The following is a 26,394-nucleotide window of genomic DNA, read 5'->3' on the forward strand; positions in this document are numbered from 1 at the left end:
GCAGGAGGAGACTTGCGCCATACCGGAACTCAGGAGATCGCCATGAAGACCTCGACCCGATTGCTTGTGCTGGGCACCCTGCTGGCGGCTTCGTCGGTGGCCGGCGCGCAGACGTATGGCCCGCGCGATGAGGGACGCAAGTTCAACGACGGCAGCCGCGTGGTCTGCAAGAACGTGGAAGTGCAGCGCAACTCGCGCGATCCGAACCGCATTGCGGGTACGGCCACGGGCGCAGTGATCGGCGGCCTGCTGGGCAACCAGGTGGGCGGCGGCAATGGCAAGAAGCTCGCTACCGTGGCCGGTGCTGTGGCCGGTGGCGCGGCCGGTCGCCAGATCCAGGGCAACAGCCAGCAGAAGAACGGCGACCGCGTGGTCGAGCGCCGTTGCGAGCGTGTCTATCGTTGATCGGTTGCCGTCCCGCCCTGTCCAGCCCTTCCACAGTGCAGTACTCGAACGCCGGCCCCGCGCCGGCGTTCATCGTTCCGGACCTGTATCGCTGACTCCGGCGTCGTGCCTATACTGCGCCGACTCAACGGATGAACGTCCAGTGAACGAATCGGCTCCAGCTCCCCAAGCGGCACCGCTCGCCAGGCACGACCCGATACCGGAAGCGACTGCCCATCCCCATCGGGTGCGTGATCGCACCGATGAACTCGAGCTCTTCATTTCGGGCCTGCTGGCGTTCGCACTGCTGGCCGTGCCGGGTTATCTGTTCGACGCCTGGGCGCGCAGCAGCCTGCACACCGAAGGCATGTACTTCCAGATGCTCTGGTTCGGTTTCAGCATCAGTGTCGGCATGTGCTATGTGCTGGCAGTGGCCTTGATCATCCACCTCACGGTGCGCGGCTACTGGATCGGGCTGATCGGCCTCAGGTCGCATTTCCCCGAGGGCATTGACTGGGGGCGCCTGCCAAGAATGGGGGCGGTCACGCGCGCCTTCCTGCATGCCCGGGACGGAGGCCTCGATGGCAGCATCGAACGTGCCGACCGGCTGGCGACGATGCTGTTCTCGACCACCCTGCTTGCCGTACAGACATTGGCGGGCACGCTGGTGCTGGCCGTTCTGACGCTCGGTGTGTCGATGGTGATCGGCGCGCTGTCCGGTGGCGCCGATCATGTCGCCATGCTCGCCCTGTGCACCGTGCTGGCCGCAATGTTGGCGCTGGCTGTTACCCCCGGGATCCTGGAAAAGATCGTGGCACGGCGGCAGGCGCGCGGGCAGCCCCATGAGCGACCGCAGCAACTGCTGCAGGGCATGCTGGCGGCACTGCAACGGGTTCCGCTGTTGCGCCTGATGCAGACCATGCAGCTGACCATGCAGAGCAACCTGCGCTCGCGCTCGTTCATGGCGGCCTACCTGTTCGCGGTGCTGGTGGCGATGCTGCTGGCGGCCGTGCAGGTGATGGCGTCGTTGAAGTTCTCGCTGTTCAACCGTTACCAGATCGTCACGGAAGCGGCGGTTGAGCACGGCATGCTGAGTGCGCATTACGAATCGATGCGTTCGGCGCATGACCAGCTGCTGCCGTACCCGATGATCCCGTCGGACACGATCAGCGGTGCGCAGCTTCGTTTGTTCATTCCGCATCGCCCGCAACGCGACAATCCGCTGGCGCGCCAGCATTGCACCGCACTTCCGGACGCGCGCAATGAGGCCACCGGGCAACAGGCCGCCAATGCCGCAGTGGAGTGTCTTTCCCGGCTCTGGCAGGTCAAGCTGGACGGCACCCCGGTCGACCTGCAGGGCTTCGTGCCCATGGAGCGGCGTGACCTGGATATGCGCGGCCTCGTGGGGTACCTGCCTACCCGGGGGCTCGCACCCGGGCGCCATGACCTGGAACTGGTGTGGAATGCTGCAGGCGGCGAGCGGGGGGCCGGACGGCGCCGCGCGTTCCGCATCCCGTTCTGGTATGCCCCGGATCCATGAACGATGGATCAAAACGGCCATGCCGCGCCGCTTGAACCGGCCGCTTACGACTTGATTCCCTCCGTCCCCTTTTTGGCGAGGAGGCGCCAGGTGGCGAGGCTGCCGTAGAGCAGCAGCAGGACGGTGAGGGTGATCAGTTCGTGGCTGACGTCGGCCAGGCGGGCGTTCATCTGGTTCAGGCGCACCATCAGGTTGATGCCCGAGGTGGTCGGCAGCAGCTGTGCCAGCCAGACCAGCGGTTGCGGCGTCATCACCGCCGGCCATGACAGGTTGGCCAGGAAAAACAGCGGGATCGAGGTGGCGATGATGTACTGGAAGGCGCGCTCGCGGGTGCGGAAGAAGCTGCCGACGAACAGGCCGAAGGCCACGGTGGCGGCGATGAACAAGGTGCCGCCCAGCAGCTGGCCCATCGGGTTGCCGCCGCGCGGATAGTCCTGCACCCAGGCAGTGAAACCGGCGTACCAGAACAGGCCGAACAGGCCGATCAGGCCGAAGCCCAACGCCATGCCGGCCAGCGTCGGCAGGTCGAAGCGCAGGCGCCGGCCCAGTGCGAGGCGGCGGCCGCCGAGCAGAACGCCGATGCCCATCAACAGCGTCTGGTGCACGATCAGCTCGGCCACGCCGGGCACGATGGCGCTGCCATAGCCTTCCTGCGTGTTGTACAGCGGGCGCTGCACCAGGGTGACCGGCGGTGCCTGCGGCGCACCCATGAAGGCGGCCTGGCCGACCACGGCATCACGCCCGAACGCACCCAGCGCATCAGCTACGCTGCCCAGCACCCAGCTGGCGCGGCCCAGGTAGGCGCCGTTGCCAAGCAATACCAGCCTGGCCGGAAGGCCGCGCAGGATGTCGCGCTCCAGGTTGGCCGGGATCACGACGATCCCCTCGGCATGGCCGGCTTCCAACTGCCGGCGTGCGCTGTCGACGTCCGCCGGTTGCCCGACCACGCGCGCAACGCGCAGTGCGTCGAGTTTGCGCAGCAGCTCGCGGCTGGTCGCGCTGTGGTCTTCGTCCACCACCAGCACCGGCAGGTTGCCGGCCACCTGGTGCCGGTAGGCGGCTGGATAGAAGAACGAGTACAGGATCACCGCACCGACCATCACCACGATCGCGTAGCGGTCGCACAGCACCGCCATCAGGGTCTGCCGCAGGCTGCGCCAGAGTACGCTCATGCGTCAGCCCCTGCGGATTGTGCGGCGGCAGGCGTGCGTGCAAAGGCGATCAGGCGCAGGCCGCCGATGCCACCAGCCACCACCGTCATCAACAGCAGCGTAGCCAGTGGCCATGCCGAAACCTGCAGTGGCGAGCCGATGAACTGCTGCTGGGTCTGCAGCTTGATGTAGGCGCTCAATGGCAGCAGCTGGTGCCAGACGCGGGTAAACAACGGCCCGTCCAGCACCGGGAAGGTAGCGCTGGAGAACGCCAGTGCGGTGCCGATGCTCAGACCGACTGCCGACAACGCGGTGCCCATGTCGCGGGTGACGCCGACGAAGAACAGCGCGTAGGCGGCCGTGGCCAGGTAGAACAGGGGTTGTGCGATCAGCAGCAGAAGCACGCTGCCGGCCACACCATCGCCGCGCAGCCAGGCCAGATAGCCGATGCCGAGCGCGCCATACAGCGAGAACAGCAGGAGGTACGGCGCGACCTTGCCGGCAATCGCCGACCACGGCGTTCGAGCCAGCCAGGCGGGCAGGGTGCCATCGCGGATCTCGCGGCCGAGGCTGCCGGCCACCGCAAGTGCCAGTACCAGTGACAGCACCGCCGGGAAGATCAGTGGCAGCAGGAACAATTCGTAGCTGCGCGCCGGGTTGTAGAGGATGTCCGACTGCACCGCGATCGGCGCCGCGCGCAGCTTGCCCGGGCCGACCTGCAGGCCGATGCGCTCGCGCAGCAGGCGTGCGTTCCATGCGGAAACCGCGTCGCCGATGTCGCGCGACGCCGACTGGCCGGTGGTCATGTAGGTGGCGTTGTAATAGGCGAACACCGTGCCCTGGCGCCCGCGCAGCGCCTGCCGGGTGACATCGCGCGGCACCAGCACGATGGCGAACACGTCCAGGCTGCGCAGCTGCGAACGTGCCTCCTCCAGGTCCGCTGGCTGGCTGGCGACGCGTACGCCGGGACTGGCGTCGAGCATGCGCAGCAGCAGGCGGCTGTCACTGCTGTGGTCATGGTCGACCACAGCAATCGGGATATCGCGCATCACCGACGGCGTGAACATCCATGCCATCACGACCAGCATCAGTAGTGGCAGCAAGGTGACCAGCAGCAGGTCGGCACGGTTGCCGCGCAGCGACTGCAGCTCGCGCCGCCACGAAGCGGCGAAGCCGTTGCGGTCCGGGCTCAGTGCTGGGGCCATGCGAACAGCACGCTCATGCCGGGGCGGAAGCCCTCGATGCGGCGTACTGGGCGCACCCGCACCTCGAAGCTGCGGACGTCATAGCCGGACGACTGGCGGGTGGTACGCCAGGTTGCATAGTCACCGGCCGGATTGATGAAGTAGACCTCGAACTCCCCGTCCAGGCCGAGCGCTGGCACGCTGCCTTTCAGCTTGCTGCCGACCTTCAGGCCCTGCATCTGCGATTCGCGCAGGTTCATCGCCACCCACATGCGGTCGATGTCGACCAGGGTGAACACGGGATAGCCGGCTGGCACCAGCTCGCCCGGGTCGGCCATGCGCTTGTTGATCTCGCCCGCCACCGGCGCGCGTCCCTCCACTTCGGCACGCGCCGCGTTGACTTCGGCCACCGCGCCCTGCGCCTGCTGCACCTGGCCCTGCGCGGCGCGCTTGTCCTGCTCGCGGGCGCCGGCCAATGCCATGTCGTACTGCGCGCGGGCGGCGCGGGCCAGTTCGCGCGAACTGGTGGCCTGGGCATGCGCTTCATCGCGCTTCTGCCGGGTCATCACCCCTTCGTTGAACAGGTTCTGCACGCGCCGGTAGGTGGCTTCGGCCAGCGTCGCGCCGGCTTCGGCCCGCTTCCAGTTCGCTTCGGCGGCGCGGATGTCTTCGCTGCGCGCGCCTTCGTCGGCCTTGTCGGCCACAGCCTGCGCAGCGGCCAATGCGCCGTGCGCCTGCTGTTCCTTGGCGGCCACTTCGGGGCTGTCGAGCAGGAACAGCACCTGCCCGGCCTGCACGCGATCGCCCTCGCGCACCTTCAGCTCGGCCACGCGTGCGGTGATCTTGGCGGCCACGTTGATCGTGTCCGCATCGGCCATGCCCTGGATCTGGTCGGCCGGGCTGCGCCAGGCCAGCCACAGGCCGAGCACCACCGCGACCAGCAGGACCACCAGCAGGATCGGTCCCAGCCGTCGCTTGCCGGGGGGCGTCGTCGCATCGTCGTGCAGCACATCACTCATGGTCGATCACCTCGTCCGCACGCCGCCGGAATTCTTCGAAACGGTCCATCTGTCCACTGATCTCCAGCAACTGTGCCAGCGCAACGTCGTATTGGTAGGCGGCCTGTGCGCGCTCGACACGGGCGCCGCCCAGGCCGAGCCGCGCATCGATCACATCCAGCGAGGTGGCCTGGCCTTCGCGGAATGCCAGCTCCTGCAGGCGCAGGTTTTCCTGTGCCTGGGCGATGCTGCTGTCGAGCAGCACGAACTGCTGGCGCGCGGTCTCAAGTTCGTTCCAGGCCTTGCGCACGCCCAGTGCGACCTGGTTCTCGGCCTCGCGCAGGCCGGCTTCGGCCTGCTCCTGCTGCGCACGTGCCGCGCTGATCTGCGCCGGCCGCGAGTTCGGCGACAGGAAGGTGTACTTCAGGCCGATGCCGAACGCCCAGTCCGGGTCGGTCAGCATTTCGTCGCGGCGGCGGAAGTCATACTGGCCGAAGGCGAAGATCTGTGGCTTCAGCTTGGCCTGCTGCACGCGCACGCCCTGTTCGGCCTGCGCCACCATCGCCCGCAGGCGCGCGATCTGCGGTTGCCGTGCCTGCGCGGTGCGCTCGAAGCTGGCCACCGGTTCCAGCGGCACGCGCTGCACGAACAGCGGCGACACCGGCTGCACCTCGCCGCCACTGCGCAGCAGCGTGGCCAGTGCGGCCTTCAGCGTAGCCAGATCATTCACCGTCTTCTGGTATTCGCGCTCGGCCTTGTCGCGGGCCACGGTGGCCTGCAGGCGCTGGGCGCGGGTGGCGAAGCCCTCGCGTTCCAGCTTCTCTGCATCGGACAGGTGGCGGTTGAGGCCGTCGCGCACGTCGCGGCGCACGTCCACCGCCTGCTCGGCCAGGCGCTGGCCGAAGTAGGCCTGGGCCAGCTGCACGGTCAATGATTGGCGCTGTGCCTCGCGCTCGGCGTTGGCCTGCTCATGGGCGGCGCTGGCCGCACGTTGCGCGGCCGGGATCACGCCGCCGGTGTACAGCGGCAGCACCGCGGTCACCACCGGGCGTGTACGCCAGTCGCGCTCAGTGAACGAAAGCGGCGAATCGATACCGAAGGCTTCAGCCACCGGCGCCAGCGAACCCAGTGGCAGGGTCAGGGTCTTCTGGAACTGCAGGCGGCGCACTTCACCGGTGATCTCCGGCAGGCGCAGCAGGCGCGTGGCGTCCTGCAGGTCCTGCTTGTTGCGTACCGCTGCATCAGCGGCGGCCAGCGCATCGGAGACCTGCTCCAGGCGTTGGCGTGCCTGTTCCCAGTCCAATGCGGGGGCGTCGTTGCTGTTCTGCGCGGACGCAGCGATTGGCAGGCAGGTCGCCAGCACCAGCGCCAGCGCGGCCTTCGCGCGGTGCATCCTTGTACGTCGGCCGATCACGCCCATGCCGTCCCAGTGGTAAAGAAGTGCACAAACGGTAGTGCGCGCGGCGTGAAGCCCGGGTCTGCGGTCATCGGATCGTCCTCAACGAAGGGTGCCGCTGGCCGCAGTGCGCAGCGCCTGGGTGATGTGCTGCAACGTGCTTGAGCGCACGGCGGCATGTTGCCAGTACAGCGGCACGTCCAGCCAGCGGCGGGGTTCCAGTACCACCACGCGGCCGGCGCGCACGGCGGGCGCGACCAGGGTTTCCGGGGCCATGCCCCAACCGAGTCCGCACGCGGCGGCTTCGACGAAACCGGTGGAAGAGGGCAGGTAGTGTAGCGGCGGCTGCAGGCGCGCGCGGGTCAGCCGCCGCACGAAGCGCCACTGCAGTTCATCCTTGCGGTTGAACACCAGCATCGGTGCGCGCGCCAGGGCTGCGGCCTGCATGCCATCGCTGAAGTACTGGCGGGCGAAGCCGGGCGAAGCGATCGCGTGGTAACGCATGGCGCCGAGCGGGTGCACGTTGCAGCCCTTCACCGGCTGGTTTTCGGCGGTCACTGCGCCGAGCACGCTGCCATCGCGCAGCAGCTGCAGGGTGTGGTCCTGGTCGTCCATGCGCAGGTCGAACAGGTAGCCATGGCGCTGGTGCAGGTCGGCGATGGCTGGGACGAACCAGGTATCAAGCGAGTCGTCGTTGACCGCCAGGGGGATGGGCGTACGCGCAGCGTCGTCGCCACGCTCGGGTAGCAGCTCGGCCAGCGCCTCGGCTTCCAGTGCCTGCATCGGGCGTACCCGGCGCAGCAGCGCTTCCCCCGCGGCGGTTGGTCGGCAGGGTGCCTGGCGCACCACCAGGACCTGCCCGAGCCGGTCTTCCAGCGCCTTGATCCGTTGCGACAGTGCTGATGGGCTGATCGACAGGCGGCGTGCCGCGCCCTCGAAGCTGCCTTCTTCCAGCACCGCGGCAAACGCGGCCAGTTGTGGATGTACCAGGTCCATGCCGGTGTCTCTTCAGTTTTCCTGCACAGGATAAAGAAAAATCAGATTGTCTAAACAGGCGCGGCGGCCGCACCCTGCGCGTCCCCTCGCTGCCTGGCCTGTCCTGATGTGGATCGCCGCTACCGCCGCCGGCCTGCTCGCAGGTGCCGGCCTGATCATCGCCATCGGCGCGCAGAATGCCTTCGTGCTTCGCCAGGGCCTGCAGCAGTGGCATGTGGGCAGGGTGGTGCTGGCCTGCGCCGGCGCGGACATCGCGTTGATCCTGGCCGGCGTCGGTGGCATGGGCGCGCTGGTGCTGCAGTGGCCGCTGCTGCTGCAGGTGCTGCGCTTCGGTGGCGCGGCATTCCTGCTCTGGTATGGCCTGCGGGCCGGGCTGCGCGCGTGGCGCGGTGGTAGCGTACTGGCCGCCGCCGAGGCGCAGGCCGGCAGTGCGCGCCAGGTGCTGCTGACCTGCCTGGCCTTCACCCTGCTCAATCCGCACGTCTACCTCGATACCGTGGTGCTGCTGGGCAGCCTGTCCACGCGCTACCCGGGCGATCTGCGCTGGGCCTTCGCCGCCGGGGCCTGCGTGGCCAGCGTGGCCTGGTTCTGCACGCTGGGCTATGGCGCGCGATTGTTGCAGCCGGTGTTCCGCAGGCCAGGTGCCTGGCGGGTGCTGGATGCCGCCGTGGCGGTCTTCATGTTCTGCCTGGCGACACTGTTGCTGTTGCGTCCGCTCTAGGCCGCGTCCACCGCGCACAGTGGCGCTTCGCCGGGGCGCAGGGTCAGTACGCGCACACCGTTGCGGGTGACCGCCACCGTGTGCTCGAACTGCGCCGACAGCTTGCCGTCGCGGGTGTAGACCGGCCATTCGTCCGGCTGCTGGCGGATGGCCGGCTTGCCCTGGTTGAGCATCGGCTCGATGGTGAACACCATGCCTTCTTCCAGCACCCTGCCGGTGTTGGGATGGCCGTAGTGCAGGATCTGCGGTTCTTCGTGCATTTCCTGGCCGATGCCATGGCCGCAGTATTCCTTCACCACGCTGTAGCCGTGGCTGCGCGCGTGGCGGGCGATGGCGTGGCCGATATCGCCCAGGCGCGCGCCGGGGCGCACCGCAGCGATGCCTTTCCACATCGCTTGGTAGGCGGTCTGCACCAGCCTGCGCGCGGCGTAGTCGACCTCACCGACCAGGTAGGTGGTGCTGGAGTCGGCGATGTAGCCGTTCTTCTCCAGGGTGATGTCGAGGTTGACGATCTGGCCATTGCGCAGCACGTCGGTGGTGCTGGGTACGCCGTGGCAGACCACGTTGTCGATCGAGGTGTTGAGCACATACGGGAAGCCGTACTGGCCCTTGCTGGCCGGCCGCGCCTGCAGCTCATCGACGATCATGCGCTCGACGAAGTCGTTGATCTCCATCGTGCTGCGGCCCTGCAGCGGCAACGGGTCAAGCGCGGCGAACACCTGCGCCAGCAGGCGCCCGGATTCGGCCATCAGCGCGATTTCGTGCGGCTGCTTGATCACCGCCACGTCAGGCCCGCCCGGGTGCCAGCGCCTGTGGCTGCACGCCAGCCGCGCGCAGTTCGCTGGCGACGATGTCCTGGAAGCTCAGCGTGGGGTTCATTTCGCACAGCATGCCGACCCGGATCCAGAAATTGGCCTGGGCGTTGATCGAACGGCTGGAGACGGTGCAGGCACGGCGCAGCTGGTCGTGCAGGGTGTCATCGATGTTGACGATGCCCATCGGCGGTCCTGGAGCAGGGGAGATACGGATCGTATATGTTTCGTATATCCGCCTCAAGCCGGCGTTGTTCAGTCCAGGTGGGTGGCAAAGCGCAGGCGGTTGCCGTCGGGGTCGCGCAGCAGCATTTCGCGGCTGCCCCAGTCGGTGTCATGCGGTGGCTGCTCGATCGGCACGTTGGCGGCGCTGAAGGCGCGGTACAGGCTGTCGACGTCGTCGACGATGAAGTACACCGCGCCGCCGACCTCGCAGTCACCGCTGTGCTCGGTGAGGAAGATCGTCTGGCCATCGCGGGTGAGCTGGGCGAACAGCGGGAAGCCGGACTCGAAGCGGTGTTCCCAGTCGACCACGAAACCCAGCCCCTGCACGTAGAACGGCAGGGTGGTGTCGGCGTGGCGCATGCGCAGTTGCGGGATGACGGTCTGGGGCATGGCGCGGGCTCCTGGGGCGGGAGCCCAGTGTAGTGCCGGCCGCTGGCCGGCATCCCGGCGAGCCTGGGAACGATGAGGTTGCCGGCCAGCGGCCGGCACTACCGAAGCCACGCCGGCCAGCGGCCGGCACTACCGAAGCCACGCCGGCCCGCGGCGGCACGATCGAGGCAGTCAACCGGCCGTCGGCACGGCGGCCATGGCTGCCAGCAGCTCGCGGTTCACCTGTTGGTGCCGTGCCTGCCAGACCGGCAGGTCCTCGGCGCTGATGTCGGGTTGGCCATCCAGCGACGACAGCCAGCGCTTGAAGCGGCTCTGGTAGTTGGCCAGCGAGACTTCGCCGGTGATGTCACTGCCGACCAGGCCACCGGCGCGCAGTGCTTCGATCACCACCAGTGCGTGTTCCAGCTGGAAGCGGCCCTGGTCCCAGTTGCTGCGCGCAACGTCCTCGGCGAATACATCCTTGTCGATCGACAGGTAGGTCGGCTGCGGGGACGTGGCCTGCTCGGCGGCGAACGCGGCGACCAGTGCCTCGGGATGCTCGAATCGCCGAAAGGCGTGGCCGATACCGACGCGATGGCTCCAGCCCACGTCCACGTCCATGCACCAGTACGTCAGGCGTCCACCCATCAGCGGTCGCCAGTGGTTCTCCCAGGCATGCCCGAGGCCGATGTCGCTGGAAGTGATGCCGAGCACATGGATGTGCGAGATCTGCGGCAGCTTGCTGGCGGCGTTCACCCACGAGCCGCAGTGCATGCCGAGCGGGAAACGCATGTTGTCCGGATGGTTGTCCAGCACCACCAGCTGGAACGGGGCCTGCCCGCGCATGCGGCGCAGCAGTGGCAGGCTCAGGTGGTGGAAGTCGCCACTGCCGAGCATGACCGTTCCGAGCTGGGCCGGAAGCGGTGCCAGCACTTCAGCGGCGAAACGGTCGAGGGTGGCATTGCTGCAGGCGAAGCGCAGCGGATCGTGCCACTGCGGCAGGCCCAGGGTCTGCGCCTGTGGCAGCGGCAGCACGCCACCGTCCAGGTCCAGGATCAGCGGGGAACGCAATGGCATCGTTCAACCGCCTCCATCAGGTTCGCCCTGCAGATAGGGTGCCAGCCTGCGCAGCGCAGCGCGCAGCAACGGGGAACGAGCATGGATCGCATGCCGGGTGGAGGTGAAGCGCGCACCCAGTTCGGCCTTGATGCGCGAGTCGGTCCAGCCGGCCACGTAGTGGCTCAGGCCGTGCTGGAGCGCGAATTCGAGGTTGTGCATCCAGCTGACCGCGTACAGATTGTGCTCGCGCGACTGCGGGTACGCCAGGCCGATGTACTTGTCCACCAGCTTGCCGGCATGCACGTAGCACAGGTTCCAGCCGATCAGCCGGCCCTGGTGGCGATACAGGAACATCCGTCCCTGGCCCTGGCTGTCGGCCAGCAGATGCTGGAAGTAGGGCAGGTCGAGCTGGTCGAAATGCACCGCGCTCTGCGCATACACGCCTAGGTACAGCGCATACAGCTCGGCCTGCAGTTGCGGGTCGGCCAGGGCCGGGTTGCCGGTGGCGATGCAGTCGATCTGCAGCTCATCGCGCGAACGCAGCTTGCGACGGATGTTCTTGCGGCGCGAGGATGAAAGGCGGCCGAGATAGTCCTCGAGCGAATCGAAATCGATCGCCACCCAGGCCAGCGGCATGCCTTCCAGTTCGACGAAGCCGCGTGCCAGCAACGCCTGCAGGAAGGCGCCGCTGTGTGCGTTGGCGGCGTCGTCCAGCAGCGGTGAATCGATTGCCAGGTCCTTCACCACCAGCAGCCGGGTATCACCGATCGCGTGACGCGTCACGTCCTCGGCCAGCGCCTCCGGCGCGACGTGTGCCGGCAGCGGGGTGTACTCGGTGCTGGTGGCACCGACGAAGCGCGTCTTCCAGGTGATCCACGGCCGCCACAGGCGTGACAGCGGCAGGCCGAGCAGCTTGCTGCGCAGCGCGTCGTCCATTGTGGTGGTCAGGTCGAGTGGTGCACGGAAGGTCGGCAGGCCGCTGGGAAGGCGGCCTGCCTCGAAACCGAGCGGCGGGTGGGCCAGGAAGCCCTCCAGCAGCGCGGCCGGTTCCAGCGCGGTGCTGGATGCACGTGACGTCATCTCCATCGGCACGGGAACCGGCTGCGCATCGACCTCAGCCCTTGGCCTTGGTCAGCGCCTGGTCAAGCAGGGTGATCGCCAGGTCGATCTCTTCGTAGCTGATGTCCAGCGACGGCGCGAAGGTGATCACGTTCTTGTACCAGCCGCCCACGTCGAGCACGAGCCCCATGCGCTTGCCGTCGTGCAGCAGGTCACCGGCCAGGCCGATGTCGACCATGCGGTCCAGCAGCTCCTTGTTCGGGGTGTAGCCGTCGGTCTGGCAGATTTCCGCACGCAGCGCCAGGCCCAGGCCGTCGACGTCGCCGATTTCCGGGTGGCGCTTCTGCAGGCCGCGCAGGCCGTCGAGGAAGTACGCGCCCTTTTCCGGCACGGTGCGCTCGTAATCCATTTCCTTGCCCAGCTTCAGCACTTCCAGGCCCAGGCGGGTGCCCAGTGGGTTGGAATTGAAGGTGGAGTGGGTGGAACCCGGCGGGAACACGGTCGGGTTGATCAGCTCTTCGCGCGCCCACAGGCCCGACAGCGGGTTCAGGCCGTTGGTCAGCGCCTTGCCGAACACCAGCACGTCCGGGGTCACGCCGAAGTGCTCGATCGACCACAGCTTGCCGGTGCGCCAGAAGCCCATCTGGATTTCATCGACGACCATCAGGATGCCGTACTTGTCCAGCACGCGCTTGAGGCCGGTGAAGAAGTTGCGCGGCGGGATGACATAGCCACCGGTGCCCTGGATGGGTTCGACGTAGAACGCGGCGTACTCGGCCTGGCCGACCTTGGGATCCCACACGCCGTTGTATTCGCTCTCGAACAGGCGTTCGAACTGCCACACGCAGTGGTCGGAATACTCGTCCGGGGTCATGCCCTTCGGGCGGCGGAAGGGGTACGGGAACGGGATGAACATCGCGCGCTCGCCGAAGTGGCCGTAGCGGCGGCGGTAGCGGTAGCTGGAGGTGATCGACGAGGCACCCAGGGTGCGCCCGTGGTAGCCGCCCTCGAAGGCGAACATCAGGCTCTTGCCGCCGCGCGCGTTGCGCACGATCTTCAGCGAATCCTCGATGGCCTGTGCGCCGCCGACGTTGAAGTGCACGCGGCCGTCGAGGCCGAACTTCTCGTGCATGTCCACGGCAATGGTCTTGGCCAGCTGCACGCGGGTCGGGTGCAGGTACTGGCTGGCGACCTGCGGCAGGGTGTCGATCTGGTCTTTCAGGGCGTCGTTCAGGCGCTTGTTGCTGTAGCCGAAGTTGCAGGCCGAGTACCACATCTGCAGGTCGAGGTAGGGCACGCCCGCGCCGTCGAACATGTAGCTGCCTTCGCCGCGCTGGAAGATCTTCGGCGGATCGACGTAATGGACGGTGTCGCCGAAGGAGCTGTAGCGGGCTTCGTCGGCCAGCAGCTGCGCATCGGAGGCAGCGGCGTCGGCGTTCTTGTCAAAAATGTTCATGCAGTTCGGTTCCGTGAAGGACGTTCGAAAGGGGTAACAGGGGAGCGCGCCTGGAAGGGAGTGCTCAGGCGGTGGCCAGCAGCAGGGGCAGTGCGGCGGGCTGCGGGCGGGCGTCGAGGCGACGTGGCTGCAACAGGCTGCCATCGAGCAAGTGCGGCAGCAGTGCGATTGCATCGTGGAAGGTGTCGATGGCGGCATGCTCGATGCCGGCATGGGTGCAATGGGTGATCAGGCGGCGCTTGGCGAACACGAAGTCGGTGTCTTCGGATACGCAGAAATCCGAACTGCCGTCGCCGATCATCAGCACGCGCGGTGCTTCGTTGGCACGTGCCTGCGCGGCGCAGGTGCACTTGCAGGTGCCGCTGCGGCAGCCTTCGGCCTGGTAGGGCGATTCCAGCTCCCAATGGTCGCCGCACCAGCGCAGGTGGTTGGCCACCACCGGCAGCTGCGACAGGCCATGGTTGGCGAGGATGCGATGGATCGCATAGTCCAGGCCGTCGCTGACGATGCGCAGTGGCAGGCCCAGCTGCTCGGCGCGAGCGACGAAGGCGACGAAGCCTGGATCGATCTGCACCTGGTCCAGGTGCGCATCCAGCGTGGCCGGATCCAGTGCCAGCCGCCGCACCTGGCCCTGCATGCATTCACGCGAGCCGATCTTTCCTGCCTTCCACTGGTCTTCCAGGTCCTGCCAGCCCGGCTGGCCGTACTTCTCCAGCAGCGAGTCGATGACATCTTCGAGGCTGATGGTGCCGTCGAAGTCACACAGGATGCTCCAGTGCATGGGCAGTTCCGTCGATGAGAAAGGCGTCCGGCACGTTGCCGGGCAGGCCCAATGTAGGCAGGCCGCCTTTCTCGTTCCTTTCCTGTTGAAAGGCTCTTTTGACGGGCTGGGAAAGCGTTCAGGAAGGTGCATGGATGAATGCGCGGAGCGCAGGCCACGCATGCATGTGCAGGTCAGGCGCGGGCCAGGACCTGCAGTATTTCGGTCGTCTCTTCACGGGTCTGCCAGGCGCTGTTGCCAAGGGTCAGCATGCGTGCGGCGAAGTCACGTGCATTGGGCACGTCCTCCTGCGGCACGATGCCACGCAGGTAGGCGTAGTCGGGCAGGGCATGGATGAACATGCGGCTGGCGCCGAGGCCGCGCGGCCACAGTGTGTCCAGTGCGGCGTCACGCGCGCGCTGGCTGGGCAGCAGCAGCATCAGCATCGGCCAGGTGCCGCCGCTACCGGCCAGGCCATCGACCACCTCCACCGCCGGCAGTTGTGCCAGCTGCACGCGCAGCTGCAGTGCGCGCAGGCGCCCGGCCTGCAGGAACGCCGGCAGCCGCCGTGCAGCATGGGCACCGATGTTCTGCCGCCATCGGCTGACCCGGTGCTGCGGTATGTCCAGCGGGAAAATGTCACCGACCGCGTCTTCCAGATCGCCACGCTGCAGTGCGCTGCGCAGCGGATTGCCGTACACCAGCGACAGCAGCGAGGGGCGATAGCAGGCGGCGAGGCCAAGCAGCTGCACACTGCGAAGCAGCTCCCAGCGCAGGTTGAAGCGCACATGTTCGGCGGCATGCTCGGCCAGTTCGGCGCGCAGTTCGTCATCGCGGCTGACCAGCAGGCCGCCTTCGTGCAGGCTCAGCCCCTTCCCGGCAGCGAGGCTGAAGAATCCGATATCGCCACGCAGGCCGACACTGCTGTTGCCCACCCGTGCGCCCAGCGCCTGTGCGGCATCTTCGATGACCCAGGCGCCGGCGCCGCGGGCGATGTCGCAGGCCCGCTCGACATCGGCGATGCGACCGCCGAGGTGGGTCGGCAGGATGGCCAACGTACGCGCATCGGCCAACCGTTTGAGCGGGCCGGGATCGAAGTCGAAGTGGCCGCGCCGGGTATCGCACAGCTGCACGCGCAGGCCGAGGCTGTGCACCGCGATCGGCACCAGCGGGCAGGTATAGGCCGGCATGATCACCGTGTCGCGCCTGGGCGCGCGCTTGCGCAGGGTGCGCAGGGCGATCAGCAGCGCGTGCGTGCCGGAACAGGTCAGCTGCAGCGGCGGTGTGCCCAGCTGGTTGGCCAGGATCCCGCGCAGGTCACCGCCACCGGGAAGGAAGTCGCTGGCCTGCATCGGCAGGCCGGCGGTCGGTGGCAGTTCGCGCGCGAACAGGCTCATCGCAACGCGCTCACGAGGCGTTTTCGGTGGGACTGTGCGGGTCGTCCGCTTCCGCGCGGCCGAGGCAGACGATGCCGGCCACGATCAGGACCGCACCGACAAGGTGGTGCAGGGTGAGAGGCTCTTTCAGCAGCCACGCCGAGAGCAGCAGTACGCTGATGACCTCCAGGTGCGAGGCCGCGAACGCCGGGCCGATCGGCGCATGCCGCAGCAGGCTCATCCAGGTGAAGAACGCACCAACGTAGCCGAGGATGGCGCCGTACACCCAGGGTTGCGACAGCACGCGCAGCAGCCAGGCGGTGTTGGCCTCGACCGGCAGCGCAGCATCGCCGGCGTACTTGAAGCACAGCTGGGCCAGCGTATCGAAGGCCATCAGCAGCGGAAAACCGATCACGTACAGGCGCCTCACGAGCCGGCCCCCACCACCGCCACGCCTGCTGTGACCAGCAGCATCCCGGTCACCCGCAATGGCGTGAGCTTCTCGCGGAACAGGATGCGGCCGGCGATCATCAGCGCCACGATGTTGATCGAGCCCAGCAGCACGCCCTTGGACAGCGGAACCAGTGACAGGAAGGCGATCCAGGCGACGAACTCAAGCACGTAGCAGGCGATGCCGATCCACAGCCAGGGGCGGCCGAGCATGTGCTTCCAGCGCTGCAGTCCCTCGCCCTCCTGCGGGTCGCTGGCGGCGGCCTTGAAGGCGAGCTGGCCACCGGTATCGAGCACGACATTGGCCAGCCACAGCAGCGTGGCGAGTGCCCCCATCTCAGGCCACCGCCTTGAGGACGCCGCTGCGTTCACCGATCCCGGTGAAGAAGCGCGCGCTGCGGCGGATCACCTCGCGGCGTTCGCGGTCGATCGTGATCATGTGGTAGCTGTCCTCCAGTACCACCAGTTCCTTCGGGCCACTGACCCGCGACATCACCAGTTCGGCATTGCCCATGCTGGCCACGTCGTCTTCGCGGGCGTGCATCACCAGGCACGGGGCGGTGACCTGGTGCAGGTGGCGGCGGGTCCAGTTGCTCAGCGCACGCATCTCGGCCAGCGCGTGCCAGGGATTGCCCGGAAGGCCGGCCGCCGCGCTGTCGCCGGACAGCATGGCGGCGCTGACCTGCGCACGCAGGCGCTCGTCGCGCAGGCCGTACGGCGGTTCTTCCATGAACATGCGGTCGCGGCCGATGTTGAAGCGCTTGAACCACGGCAGCAGGAACGACAGGCGGGCGACGGCGGGAATGTTCCAGCCGTCGTAGCGGAAGGTGGCGCCATACACACCGACGCCGGATACCCACTCGGGGCGGCGTGCGGCCAGCGCCAGCGCCAGCACCGCGCCCATCGACAGGCCACCGGCGAACAGCTGGTCGACCTTGCCGCGCAGGCTTGCCGCCGCATCTTCGACGCCTTGGTACCACTGTTCCCAGGTGGTCGCCAGCAGGTCATCGACGGTGCCGCAATGGCCGGGCAGCTGCACGCCGTGTACGGTGAAGCCGGCGTTGTTCAGGCCCTTGCCCAGCATGCGCATTTCCGCCGGGGTACCGGTCAGGCCGTGGACCAGCAGCACGCCCTGCGGGCCACCGGGGAGGAAGAAGTCGTGCGATTCGGTCACCTGGCGGCTCCGGGACGGCAGTGGGGAGGGTCAGGATCGCAACCGCGATTTTCGCCAGCCTTTCAGCGCCCCGGTCCGGGTCAGGGGCCCTTCAGCAGCGGCAGCGTGATGGCGACCTTGAGCCCGCCGCCGTGGCGGTTGAGGAAGCTCAGGCGCCCGCCGAAGTGCTCCACCGCCTCGTGGGCGATGGCCAGGCCCAGGCCGGTGCCGCTGGCGGTGGTGCCGGGGGCGCGGAAGAAGCGCTCGCCCAGCCGCGGCATCACGTCCTCGGGTACACCGGGCCCGTTGTCCTCCACGTACAGTTCGACGTCATTGTCATCCAGCGCGTGCACGCCGACGGTGACGGTCGCATCGCGGCCGGCATAGCGCAGCGCATTGTCGATCAGGTTGTCCAGTGCTTCCTGCAGCTGGGCACCGTTGCCGAGCACGCGCAGCGGCTGGGGGCTGCCGCAGTAACCCAGATCGATGCCATCGCGGATCGCTTCAGGTACGCGTGTACCGACCCACTGCGGCACCCGTTCGCACAGGTCCAGTGCCTCCACCGTCTCCGGCACGGTCTGGGCCCGGCTCAGCGCCAGCAGCTGGGTGCTGACCCGCGCGGTGCGCTGGTTGAGCCGGCGGATGTGCTGCAGTGCCTCACGCACCGTGTCCGGGTCGCCATGCGCCAGTGCCTGGTCCACGTGCAGGGCCATGCCGGCCAACGGCGAACGCAGCTGGTGCGCGGCGTCGGCGATGAAACGGTTCTGCAGGGTGATCATTTCCGCCTGGCGCGCGAACAGATCGTCGATCGTGCTGATCAGCGGCTGGATCTCTTCGGGCACGTCGGCATCGGAGATCGGTGCCAGTTCGCCGCGGCGCTGCGCCAGGCGGGTCCTCAGCGGGGTCAGGATGCGCAGGCCATGGGTCACCCCGAACCAGACCAGCGCGGCGGTGCCCAGCGCCAGCATGGTCATCAGCGGGATGATGATCATCAGGATTTCGCGCGCGCGCTGGCGTCGTTCGGCCATGCTTTCGGCCACCGTCACCGCCAGCTGGTCCTGCGGATCGTTCATCGCACGCGTGCAGACGGTGGCCATGCGCACCGGCTGGCCGTTGAGAATGCCATCGTACAGGGTGGGGTCCACGCCGGTGCATTCCTGCGAAGGCGCGTAGGCACTGAAATCCGCATTGCCGCTGAGTGTCCCCTGGCGGCTGCTGTCCACGTTGAAATAGCGATGGCCGTCGGGCTCGTACTCGATCAGGAAGCGCGCCTGCGGAGACAGGTCGCTGGTCACCGGCATGGTGCTCAGCATCTGTGCGAACGAGTGCGTGTCGTCGATCAGGTTGCGGTCGTGGATGCGGTTGGAATAGTCCAGCGCAACGTAATAGGCCAGGATCGTATTGAAGGTGAGCAGGCCAAGCATCGGCAACGCCAGGAAGGCGAGCAGGCGCCGTCGCAGGCTGGGGGGGCCGCTGATCACGGGGCGCTGTCGTCCTGTGCGTCTTCCAGCATGTAGCCCAGCCCACGCACGGTGCGGATGCCCATGCCGCCCGGCTGCAGCTTGCGGCGCAGGCGGTGCAGGGCGATGTCCAGGCCGTTGTCGGTCAGGTCCTGGCCCCAGTCGCACAGCGCTTCCACCAGCTGCGCGCGTGACACGATGCGCTCTGCACGCACCGCCAGCGCCGACAGCAGGCCGAACTCGCGTGCGGTCAGTTCAAGTGGTTGGTCGTCGATCCATACGCGGTGCCCGGCCAGGTCCAGGCGCAAGCGGCCGATGCGCAGGTCCGGATTGCCATTGCTGGTGACCCGCCGCAGCTGTGCACGCACGCGGGCTTCGAATTCGTCCAGTGCGAACGGCTTGACCAGGTAGTCGTCGGCACCGAGGTCGAGCACGCGCACCCGCTCGGCCAGGCCGTCACGCGCGGTCACCACCAGCACCGCCAGGCCATCGCCGCGCTGGCGCAGTCGTTGCAGCACGTCGCGGCCATCCAGTTGCGGCAGCCCCAGGTCCAGCACCAGCAGTGCGTACTGGGTCGAGCCCAGTGCTGCATCGGCGTGCGCACCGTTGTCGACGTGGTCGACCACGTGCCCCTGCCGGCGCAGCGAGGCGCACAGGCCCGAGGCGATGTCCGGGTCATCTTCAGCAATCAGAACGCGCATGCGCGGGGGCTCCTGTAACGGTCAGGCCCACCGGCTGGGCGGGGTGGGCCTCTCGGCTGCCGAAGGGTAGCCGCAAACCGGGTGAAGGTGGAGCGCGCCGGCACCTCCCGGCGCCGTCACGCTGTCCCTCCATTCAGTCCTGCAGCCCCGGCTCACCCAGCGCCAGCGGCACCCGGGAGCCATCCAGCAGGCCACGGCTGAGCTTGCCATCCTCGATGAACAGCAGTTCGCCGTTCTCGCCGTTCTTGATGCTGCTGTCGATGGCGATCACGCGGTCGCCGTGGAAGCTGCTGACGTGTGGCATCGAGGTATGGCCGACCACGATACGCTTGAGCTGCAGGCGGTCGAGCACGGCCTGCACACCCGCGGTGTCGAGGCGGCCATCGAAATAGCCGCGGTACCAGATCGGGCTGGTCTTGCCGTCATACAGCGGTGCGGTGGCCGGGTCGGCCTTCACTTCGGCCTTGGGCAGGCCCAGAGAGGCCTGATAGGCCGCATTGGTGCGTGCCGGGTCCAGCGCCAGCTGCACCGCCTCGGGCGAGATGCCGCCGTGCAGGAACAGGGTATCGCCGATCTTCAGCAGCACCGGGCGGGTGCGCAGCCACCGCCCGATCACCGAGTCGGCGCCATACAGCTGCGGGTAGCTGCGGCCCAGCAGCTGGGCGCTGCGCAGGTACTTCGGGTTGACGTAGCGCAGGTCGTCGTACAGCACCATGGTTTCGTGGTTGCCGAGCACGAAGTGCACGGCGCCACCGGCGGCGGCCGCCTGCTGCTGCAGGCCGTAGAGCAGCCAGAACGCCTCGGTCACCTGCGGGCCGCGGTCGAACACGTCGCCGGCGATGACCAGCGTGTCCTTGCCCAGCGCCCAGCGATCCTCCGCGTCGATCACGTGGTGGGCACGCAGCAGGCGCACCAGCAACCCGTACTGGCCGTGGATGTCGGACAGCGCGACGATGCGGGGTGTGGCCGGCAGCACCGAGACCGAGGCTGCATTCGGCGCAGCCACATGCACGGTGTGTTCGTAGCCGCAGCGCGGTGCGATATCGGTCCCTGTTGCCCCGGCGGCAAGCGTGCGCGATTCGACCTTGTCGGCGCAGATCCATCGGGCCTGCAGCTGGTCGCCCTGGCGGAACACATAGGGGCCATCGGCCTGCACGTGGTCGGCGGGCGCGGCAGCCTCGCGGGCCTGCGTGGTTCCGGCGCTGCAGGCCAGCAACGGCAGCAGCAGGGCGGTCATCAGGGAAGGGCGATAGCGCGACATCGTCGGTGTCCGGCGGCGGAAACATCCGATGCTAACCGGCGCGCCCGGGGCGCGGTGTGCGCGAATGGGCGGGTCAGGCGCTGTGCCCGTCGTCCCTGAGCTTGCGCACACGGGTGGCGGCGGCCTGCAGCGGCCGACCGTCGCGCCCGCGCGGCTGCATGTACGGCAGCGGTCGCCGCGTGCTGGATTCGATCAGCTGCGAATGAGCTTCGCCTGCACCGAAGCGATGGCGTTCACCCCATTGGCGCAGCGCAACCAGCACCGGGAACAGCGCCTGTCCCGCGGCGGTGAGCACGTATTCCTGATAGGCCGAGCCGTCTGAGGCCGGTTGCAGTTGCAGGACGCCGGCCTCGACCAGCCTGCGCAGGCGATCGCTGAGGATGTTGCGGGCGGCGCCAAGGCTGCGCTGGAAGTCGCCGAAGCGGCTGACGCCGTCGAAGGCATCGCGGATCACCAGCAGTGCCCAGCGATCACCGAGCAGGTCGGCGCTGCGGGCTACAGGACAGGGACTGTCGGCGTGCATGCTGGCTATCTCCTAATGTGGTTGCAGTTTAAAACCAATGACGATAGCCTGCATCAAGTTTCAAATTGCAACTACATGATGGGTGCCACATTGCTTCCCCGCCCGCTGCTGGTCCTGCTTGCGGTTGCCGCCGGCGCCAGCGTCGCCAACGTCTACTACGCGCAGCCGCTGCTGGATCAGCTTGCACGCGCCTTTGCGCTGGACCGGGCCGTGGCCGGCGCGGTGCTGGCTGCCACCCAGGCCGGCAGCGTGCTTGCATTGCTCGGGTTGCTGCCGCTGGCCGATCGCGGTGACCGGCGGCGCCTGCTGCGGCTGCAGTTGGCGGCACTGGTGGCGGCCCTGCTGTGGCTGGCAGCGGCACGCACGGCCGGTTGGCTGTTGTCTGGCATGCTGCTGGCCGGGCTGTTGGGCACCGCGCTGACCCAGGGCTTGATCGCCTATACGGCAGCGATGGCTCCGGCCGCGCAGCGCGGGCGCGTGGTAGGGGTGGTGCAGGGTGGGGTGTTCATCGGGCTGCTGCTCGCGCGCGTGCTGTCCGGCACGGTGGCGGCCATTGCCGGCTGGCAAGCGGTCTATCTGCTGTCGGCAGCGCTGATGGCGGCCCTGGCCGTACTGCTGTGGCGGCGCCTGCCCGCAGTGCCGGCGCCATCGGTTCCTCCACGCCGGCGCGAGTTGCTGGGCTCGATGCTGGGCATGCTGCGCCGGGATCGAACGCTGCGCGAGCGCGGTCCGCTGGCGTTGCTGCTGTTTGCCGGACTCAACGTGTTCTGGGCGGCGGCCCCCTTGCCGTTGTCGGCGCCACCGCTGCAGTGGTCCACTGCGGCCATCGGTGCGCTCGGCCTGGCCGGGGTGGCAGGTGCATTGATGGCCTCGCGGGTCGGGCACTGGATGGACCGAGGTCTTGCCAATCGGGTCAGTCTTGGCGCGCTGCTGCTGATGCTGGTCGCGTGGTGGCCGCTGCTGGGCCTGCCGCAGTCGCTGTCGTTGCTGCTGCTGGGCGTGATCGTGCTCGACCTCGGTGGGCAGGCACTGCACGTATCGAACCAGGCGCTGCTGCTGCGTGCGCAGGAAGGGCAGCATGGGCGCCTGGTGGCGTTGTACATGCTGTTCTATGCAGTTGGCAGTGGGGCGGGTGCGGCAGCGGGGCCCTGGGTGCAGGCCCGGCATGGCTGGCCCGCTGTGTGCCTGCTGGGGGCGGGCATCGCGCTGCTGGCGCTGCTGTGGTGGGCAGCATGGCGGGTGGTGGCGTTCAACGCCTCGGCTGGGCCGCGAACCGGTAGAGTCGACTGTTAGCCGACTACTCTTCGTTCCGACGGCGAAAAACCTCGCGCTGCGTGCGGTAGTCGACAGACAGTCGACTCTACCGCACCCGGGATCTTTCCGCCGGTTCAGCGCTGCAATGCCCGCCGCCCCGGCGCATCCTGCAACGCGTCGCTGGCCACCACCACGCGGTTGCGGCCGCTGCGCTTGGCCTTGTACATCGCCGCGTCGGCACGTGCCATCAACCGTTCGTAGTCCGGGTGGCCATCATGGCCGGCCACGCCGATGCTGGCAGTCAGTTCCAGCACCTGGCCATTGGCCAGCACAACCGGCGACTGCGCGATCTGCCGGCGCAGGCTCTCGGCAATCACCGAGGCCTGTGACTCGCTGGCGGCAACCAGCACCACCACGAACTCCTCGCCGCCGTAGCGGAACAGGTAGTCGCTGCCGCGGGTCAGCTGGCCGAGCAGGCCGGCGACGTGCTGCAACGCGCGGTCGCCGGCGTCGTGGCCGTGACCATCGTTGATCGCCTTGAAGTGATCCAGGTCGAGCAGCAGCAGCGAGAACGGCGTGCGGTTGCGCGTGGCCAGTTCGATCTCCCTGCGCAGCACGGTAGGCAGGAAGCGGCGGTTGAGCAGGTTGGTCAGGGCATCGCTGCCGGCATCCAGTTCGCCGATGCGCTCGAACAGCAGCGTCATCAGGGTACGGATGGCGGCCAGGTCCTCGCGGATGGCCGGCAGCACCGCCAGTCGCTGCGCCGGGGTGTCGGTGGCGGCCTGTTGCAGTCGATCATCGATACGCGCCATCAACTGCCCGACCTGCTGGGTCTCGCTGCTTTCGCCGAAGCTGGGGATGCCCTTGTGGGTGAACCACAGGCCGAACTCGGAACTGGCCAGGCTGGCACTGTCGCTGCCCTGCACGTGGCCGGCTAGTGCGTACAGCAGCGCGTTTTCCCAGTCCAGCAGCAGGGCGCGCTGGCGCTCGCGTTCAGTACCGACATTCTGCACCAGCGAGAACAACCGGTAGGCAGCATCGGCACGGGTGGAGCGCTCGCGTGCATGGGTGTAGGCCAGGGTCATGCCTTCCATGGCGATGTCCATGATCGCGCTGAGGCAATCGATGGCGGCGAACGCGGTGGCGCTGTCGGGCGCGTCGTCGCGCAGGCGAACGAACAGCTCGTGCTTGAGTACGCGCGCGCCGCGGGTGACCAAGTCGACCGGAATGCCGACCCGGGCGTGCACATCGCCGATCACCCGTTGCGAGGCGACGGTGGCGGCAATGCCGTCGGCATCGGTGGTCAGCAACTGCACCAGCCAGCGCTGCATGGCCGGTTGCAGGCGTTGCTTGACCTGATCGTGGGACAGGAAGCGGCGTGCACGCCCGTCCTGCAACAGCACTTCGTAGAAGCGACGGGCCAGCGCCGGCGGGGCATCGGTTGCGGCGGCGTGCAGCAGCGCGGTGGCCGCAGGGCCGGCCTGTTGCAGGCAGTGCTGCCAGGCCTCGGCCAGCGGCTGGCTGGCATCGTCCAGTTGGGGTGGTTCCACGTCGATCTCTGACTGCGTACGGCAAACCACGGGTATCGGCCGCGGTGGCGTGCGGTTGATGGTGGGTAAGCCGGCCAGTTTAAGCGCGATGCAGGGTCGTTCGGCACGCAGGGCACATCACGCCTGCGGTAGCAATGAGCGAACGCATTTGAGAATCACTCGCATTGATGGGAGAATGCGCGCACGGATCGGGCCGCAGGCGACTGCAGCGACGCTCCGCCTCCCCCTCGTCGTTGCCTCAAGCCCTTTGCCAGAGGCCCCGTTGCCCTGCCAGAAGGTCCAGATCATGTCTCCTGCCGTTGTCCTCTCGCCGCGCCCGCTGGCGCTCGCCGTTGCCGCCCTGCTGGCCGGCAGTGCCATGGCCGCCCATGCGGAAACAGACGCTACCGATATCGATACCGTGCATGTCACCGCTTCGCAGATTGCCCGCCAGGCATTGGGTACCTCGACCATCACCGCCGAGGACATCGCCAGGCGCCCACCGGCCAACGACATCGCCGAACTGCTGCGTACCATGCCGGGCGTCAACCTCACCGGCAACAGCGCCTCGGGCCAGTACGGCAACAATCGCCAGATCGACCTGCGCGGCATGGGTCCGGAAAACACCCTGATCCTGGTCGATGGCAAGCGCATCGGCGCGCGCGATGCCGTGCGCATGGGCCGCAGTGGCGAACGCAATACCCGCGGTGATACCAACTGGGTGCCGGCGGAAATGATCGAGCGCATCGAAGTGCTGCGCGGCCCTGCGGCGGCACGCTATGGCTCCGGTGCTTCCGGCGGCGTGGTCAACATCATCACCAAGCGCCCGACCGGCGACCTGACCGGAGCGGTCGACCTGTATGGCCTGGTGCCCGAGCACAGCGCCGAAGGCGGCAGCGAGCGCGTCGGCCTGCAGCTGAGCGGGCCGATGACCGACACCCTGTCGTTCCGCCTGTACGGCAACCTCAACAAGACCGACGCCGACTCACTGGACCTCAACCGCCAGTACGCCACCAACCCGAACGCGGTGCCACCGGCTGGCCGCGAGGGTGTCAAGAACCGCGACGTCAACGCGTTGCTGCGCTGGGACATCACCGCCGACCAGGTGGTGGAGTTCGAAGCCGGCACCAGCCGCCAGGGCAACATCTACGCCGGTGACCGCGCGGTCAGCACTACCGGTACCTCGACCGGCGTTGACCTGGCGGCGCTGGCCGAAGGCGAAGCGGAAACCAACCGCATGTACCGCAACACCGGCGCGATCACCCATCGCGGCCGCTGGGGCGACGTGACCTCGCGGGTGACCGCCGCGGTGGAAGCGGTCAACAACTCGCGCATCAATGAAGGCCTGGCCGGTGGCCCGGAAGGCAGCTTCAACGGCACCGACTGGTCGACCTCGCGCCTGCGCAACTACCAGCTGGATGGCGAAGTGAGCTTCCCGACCTCGCTGGGCAGCGCCGAGAACATCTGGACGCTGGGCTTTGAATACCTGGACAGCCGCCTGACCGACCCGTACTCGATGAGCCAGTCCAGCAGCAGCGGCGGTGGCATCCCGGGGCTGTCGGCCGATCGTGCGCGCGGCAAGGCCGATGCGCAGACCACGGCGGCGTTCGTGGAGGACAACATCTACCTGGGCGAGCGCTGGATCGTCACCCCGGGCCTGCGCTTCGACCACCACAGCCAGTTCGGCAACAACACCAGCCCCAGCCTCAATGCGCAGTTCCGCATCAACAGCGACTGGGTGGTGAAGGGCGGCATCGCCCGCGCGTTCAAGGCGCCGAACCTGTACCAGTCCAATCCGGACTATCTGTACTACACCCGTGGCAACGGCTGCCCGAATGCACTGCCGAGCCTGGGTGCCGGTTGCTACATGCGCGGCAACGCGGACCTGAAGGCGGAAACCAGCCTGAACAAGGAACTGGGCATCGAGTGGGCACCGCAGAGCGGCTGGCAGGCCTCGTTGACCTACTTCCACAACGACTACAAGGACAAGATCCAGGCCGGCTACACCCAGGTTGGCCTGACCGCCGACACCAAGGGCCGCATCTTCCGCTGGGAGAACGCGCCGAAGGCGATCGTGCAGGGGCTGGAAGGCAACCTGGTCATTCCGCTGCTGGGCGAGCAGGGCAACCGCCTGAAGTGGAGCAACAACTTCACCTACATGGTGGAAAACGAGAACAAGACCACGCACCAGCCGCTGTCGGTGATTCCGAAGTACACGATCAACACCATGCTGGACTGGCAGGCCACCGACAGGCTGTCCGTGTTGCTGACCGGCACCTTCTACGGCAAGCAGGAACCGGCCACCGCCAACATCAACAACGACCCGCGCTGCACCGGCAGCTGCGATGCATCGATCGCGCTGCAGGATCGTGGCGCGTACAACATCTGGGGCGTGAGCGCGCGCTACAAGGTGACCGAGACGGTCAGCTTCGGCTTCGGCGTGAACAACCTGGCCGACAAGCGCCTGTTCCGCGAGGCCAACAGCAGTGATGCCGGGGCGGCGACCTACAACGAGCCGGGCCGCGCGTACTGGGCCAGCCTGCGCTTCGGCTTCTGACCGCACGCGGTCGTCGGTCT

Annotated in this window: 26 protein-coding genes; 5 read left to right on the top strand and 21 right to left on the bottom strand. The window is 67.8% G+C overall.

The features are described from left to right. Positions 1 to 42: 42 nt before the first annotated feature. Together ACMGRF_RS04195 and ACMGRF_RS04200 are read left to right on the top strand one after the other, a co-directional pair. A complete protein-coding gene (locus ACMGRF_RS04195) occupies positions 43 to 405 on the top strand; it encodes a glycine zipper 2TM domain-containing protein (RefSeq protein ID WP_099487005.1) in 363 nt (120 codons plus the stop codon). Beyond that, complete coding sequence (locus ACMGRF_RS04200) at positions 392 to 1,924, top strand: hypothetical protein (RefSeq protein WP_414485660.1); 1,533 nt, start codon at positions 392 to 394, stop codon at positions 1,922 to 1,924. Before ACMGRF_RS04195 ends, ACMGRF_RS04200 begins: the two co-directional genes overlap by 14 nt. A 44-nt stretch (positions 1,925 to 1,968) precedes the next feature. On the opposite strand, the gene ACMGRF_RS04205 is transcribed toward ACMGRF_RS04200, so the two are convergent. The 5 genes from ACMGRF_RS04205 to ACMGRF_RS04225 all read right to left on the bottom strand — a co-directional run bounded on the left by ACMGRF_RS04205 (position 1,969) and on the right by ACMGRF_RS04225 (position 7,649). Beyond that, positions 1,969 to 3,096 carry an ABC transporter permease gene (locus ACMGRF_RS04205; RefSeq protein ID WP_049437851.1) on the bottom strand — a complete coding sequence of 376 codons (1,128 nt, stop codon included), beginning with the start codon at positions 3,094 to 3,096 and terminating at the stop codon, positions 1,969 to 1,971. Next, the gene (locus ACMGRF_RS04210; RefSeq protein ID WP_099487000.1) at positions 3,093 to 4,280 is read right to left on the bottom strand and encodes an ABC transporter permease; all 1,188 of its coding nucleotides are present in this window, start codon (positions 4,278 to 4,280) and stop codon (positions 3,093 to 3,095) included. Before ACMGRF_RS04210 ends, ACMGRF_RS04205 begins: the two co-directional genes overlap by 4 nt. Beyond that, the gene (locus tag ACMGRF_RS04215) at positions 4,265 to 5,278 is read right to left on the bottom strand and encodes an HlyD family secretion protein (protein ID WP_049437855.1); all 1,014 of its coding nucleotides are present in this window, start codon (positions 5,276 to 5,278) and stop codon (positions 4,265 to 4,267) included. Before ACMGRF_RS04215 ends, ACMGRF_RS04210 begins: the two co-directional genes overlap by 16 nt. Continuing rightward, a complete protein-coding gene (locus ACMGRF_RS04220) occupies positions 5,271 to 6,677 on the bottom strand; it encodes a TolC family protein (RefSeq protein ID WP_414485661.1) in 1,407 nt (468 codons plus the stop codon). Before ACMGRF_RS04220 ends, ACMGRF_RS04215 begins: the two co-directional genes overlap by 8 nt. 78 nt (positions 6,678 to 6,755) lie before the next feature. Further along, entirely contained in the window at positions 6,756 to 7,649 is an 894-nt protein-coding gene (locus ACMGRF_RS04225; protein WP_049437859.1) for a LysR family transcriptional regulator ArgP, read from the bottom strand. A gap of 106 nt (positions 7,650 to 7,755) precedes the next feature. On the opposite strand from ACMGRF_RS04225, the gene ACMGRF_RS04230 reads away from it, so the two are divergent. After that, positions 7,756 to 8,370 carry a LysE/ArgO family amino acid transporter gene (locus ACMGRF_RS04230; RefSeq protein WP_100477768.1) on the top strand — a complete coding sequence of 205 codons (615 nt, stop codon included), beginning with the start codon at positions 7,756 to 7,758 and terminating at the stop codon, positions 8,368 to 8,370. Here ACMGRF_RS04230 and map read toward each other — a convergent pair. From map to ACMGRF_RS04305, 15 genes are all read right to left on the bottom strand, one after another. Continuing rightward, complete coding sequence (gene map, locus ACMGRF_RS04235) at positions 8,367 to 9,149, bottom strand: type I methionyl aminopeptidase (RefSeq protein WP_049414149.1); 783 nt, start codon at positions 9,147 to 9,149, stop codon at positions 8,367 to 8,369. The genes ACMGRF_RS04230 and map overlap by 4 nt on opposite strands. 7 nt (positions 9,150 to 9,156) lie before the next feature. After that, complete coding sequence (locus ACMGRF_RS04240) at positions 9,157 to 9,369, bottom strand: ParD-like family protein (protein WP_006425741.1); 213 nt, start codon at positions 9,367 to 9,369, stop codon at positions 9,157 to 9,159. A gap of 68 nt (positions 9,370 to 9,437) precedes the next feature. Beyond that, complete coding sequence (locus ACMGRF_RS04245) at positions 9,438 to 9,797, bottom strand: bleomycin resistance protein (protein WP_072166862.1); 360 nt, start codon at positions 9,795 to 9,797, stop codon at positions 9,438 to 9,440. A 171-nt stretch (positions 9,798 to 9,968) separates the two neighbouring features. Further along, positions 9,969 to 10,853, bottom strand: a complete 885-nt coding sequence (locus tag ACMGRF_RS04250; RefSeq protein WP_134708934.1) for a hypothetical protein — start codon at positions 10,851 to 10,853, stop codon at positions 9,969 to 9,971. A gap of 3 nt (positions 10,854 to 10,856) precedes the next feature. Beyond that, positions 10,857 to 11,921, bottom strand: a complete 1,065-nt coding sequence (locus ACMGRF_RS04255; RefSeq protein ID WP_414485662.1) for a GNAT family N-acetyltransferase — start codon at positions 11,919 to 11,921, stop codon at positions 10,857 to 10,859. Positions 11,922 to 11,949: 28 nt separating this feature from the next. Beyond that, positions 11,950 to 13,350 (bottom strand): aspartate aminotransferase family protein, encoded by a 1,401-nt coding sequence (locus ACMGRF_RS04260; RefSeq protein ID WP_006425764.1) that lies wholly within the window; start codon positions 13,348 to 13,350, stop codon positions 11,950 to 11,952. A 64-nt stretch (positions 13,351 to 13,414) separates the two neighbouring features. Beyond that, complete coding sequence (locus ACMGRF_RS04265; RefSeq protein ID WP_414485663.1) at positions 13,415 to 14,131, bottom strand: MtnX-like HAD-IB family phosphatase; 717 nt, start codon at positions 14,129 to 14,131, stop codon at positions 13,415 to 13,417. A 173-nt stretch (positions 14,132 to 14,304) separates the two neighbouring features. Beyond that, positions 14,305 to 15,507 carry a DegT/DnrJ/EryC1/StrS family aminotransferase gene (locus tag ACMGRF_RS04270; RefSeq protein WP_414485664.1) on the bottom strand — a complete coding sequence of 401 codons (1,203 nt, stop codon included), beginning with the start codon at positions 15,505 to 15,507 and terminating at the stop codon, positions 14,305 to 14,307. 10 nt (positions 15,508 to 15,517) lie between these two features. Then, positions 15,518 to 15,916, bottom strand: coding sequence for a DMT family transporter (locus ACMGRF_RS04275; RefSeq protein ID WP_049414110.1), 399 nt, complete (start codon positions 15,914 to 15,916; stop codon positions 15,518 to 15,520). Beyond that, entirely contained in the window at positions 15,913 to 16,272 is a 360-nt protein-coding gene (locus ACMGRF_RS04280; RefSeq protein WP_049414108.1) for an EamA family transporter, read from the bottom strand. Before ACMGRF_RS04280 ends, ACMGRF_RS04275 begins: the two co-directional genes overlap by 4 nt. Position 16,273: 1 nt before the next feature. Next, positions 16,274 to 17,110, bottom strand: a complete 837-nt coding sequence (locus tag ACMGRF_RS04285) for an alpha/beta hydrolase (RefSeq protein ID WP_049414105.1) — start codon at positions 17,108 to 17,110, stop codon at positions 16,274 to 16,276. 80 nt (positions 17,111 to 17,190) lie between these two features. Beyond that, positions 17,191 to 18,570 (bottom strand): sensor histidine kinase, encoded by a 1,380-nt coding sequence (locus ACMGRF_RS04290; RefSeq protein ID WP_414485666.1) that lies wholly within the window; start codon positions 18,568 to 18,570, stop codon positions 17,191 to 17,193. Continuing rightward, complete coding sequence (locus tag ACMGRF_RS04295) at positions 18,567 to 19,250, bottom strand: response regulator (protein ID WP_049414101.1); 684 nt, start codon at positions 19,248 to 19,250, stop codon at positions 18,567 to 18,569. The genes ACMGRF_RS04290 and ACMGRF_RS04295 overlap by 4 nt, the downstream gene beginning before the upstream one ends. A 133-nt stretch (positions 19,251 to 19,383) precedes the next feature. After that, a complete protein-coding gene (locus ACMGRF_RS04300) occupies positions 19,384 to 20,511 on the bottom strand; it encodes a metallophosphoesterase (protein WP_414485667.1) in 1,128 nt (375 codons plus the stop codon). Positions 20,512 to 20,584: 73 nt separating this feature from the next. Then, positions 20,585 to 21,034, bottom strand: a complete 450-nt coding sequence (locus ACMGRF_RS04305; RefSeq protein WP_099494806.1) for a winged helix-turn-helix transcriptional regulator — start codon at positions 21,032 to 21,034, stop codon at positions 20,585 to 20,587. Between the two features lie 15 nt (positions 21,035 to 21,049). Between ACMGRF_RS04305 and ACMGRF_RS04310 the strand changes: the two genes are divergently transcribed. Beyond that, positions 21,050 to 22,327, top strand: a complete 1,278-nt coding sequence (locus ACMGRF_RS04310) for an MFS transporter (protein WP_414485907.1) — start codon at positions 21,050 to 21,052, stop codon at positions 22,325 to 22,327. 95 nt (positions 22,328 to 22,422) lie between these two features. On the opposite strand, the gene ACMGRF_RS04315 is transcribed toward ACMGRF_RS04310, so the two are convergent. After that, positions 22,423 to 23,838, bottom strand: coding sequence for a diguanylate cyclase (locus ACMGRF_RS04315; RefSeq protein WP_414485668.1), 1,416 nt, complete (start codon positions 23,836 to 23,838; stop codon positions 22,423 to 22,425). A 286-nt stretch (positions 23,839 to 24,124) separates the two neighbouring features. On the opposite strand from ACMGRF_RS04315, the gene ACMGRF_RS04320 reads away from it, so the two are divergent. Then, a complete protein-coding gene (locus ACMGRF_RS04320; protein ID WP_414485669.1) occupies positions 24,125 to 26,374 on the top strand; it encodes a TonB-dependent siderophore receptor in 2,250 nt (749 codons plus the stop codon). Positions 26,375 to 26,394: the final 20 nt, after the last annotated feature.

Origin of the sequence: Stenotrophomonas sp. EMP41 (genome assembly GCF_047495535.1) — a bacterium.
In the GTDB taxonomy this organism is placed as follows: domain Bacteria; phylum Pseudomonadota; class Gammaproteobacteria; order Xanthomonadales; family Xanthomonadaceae; genus Stenotrophomonas; species Stenotrophomonas sepilia.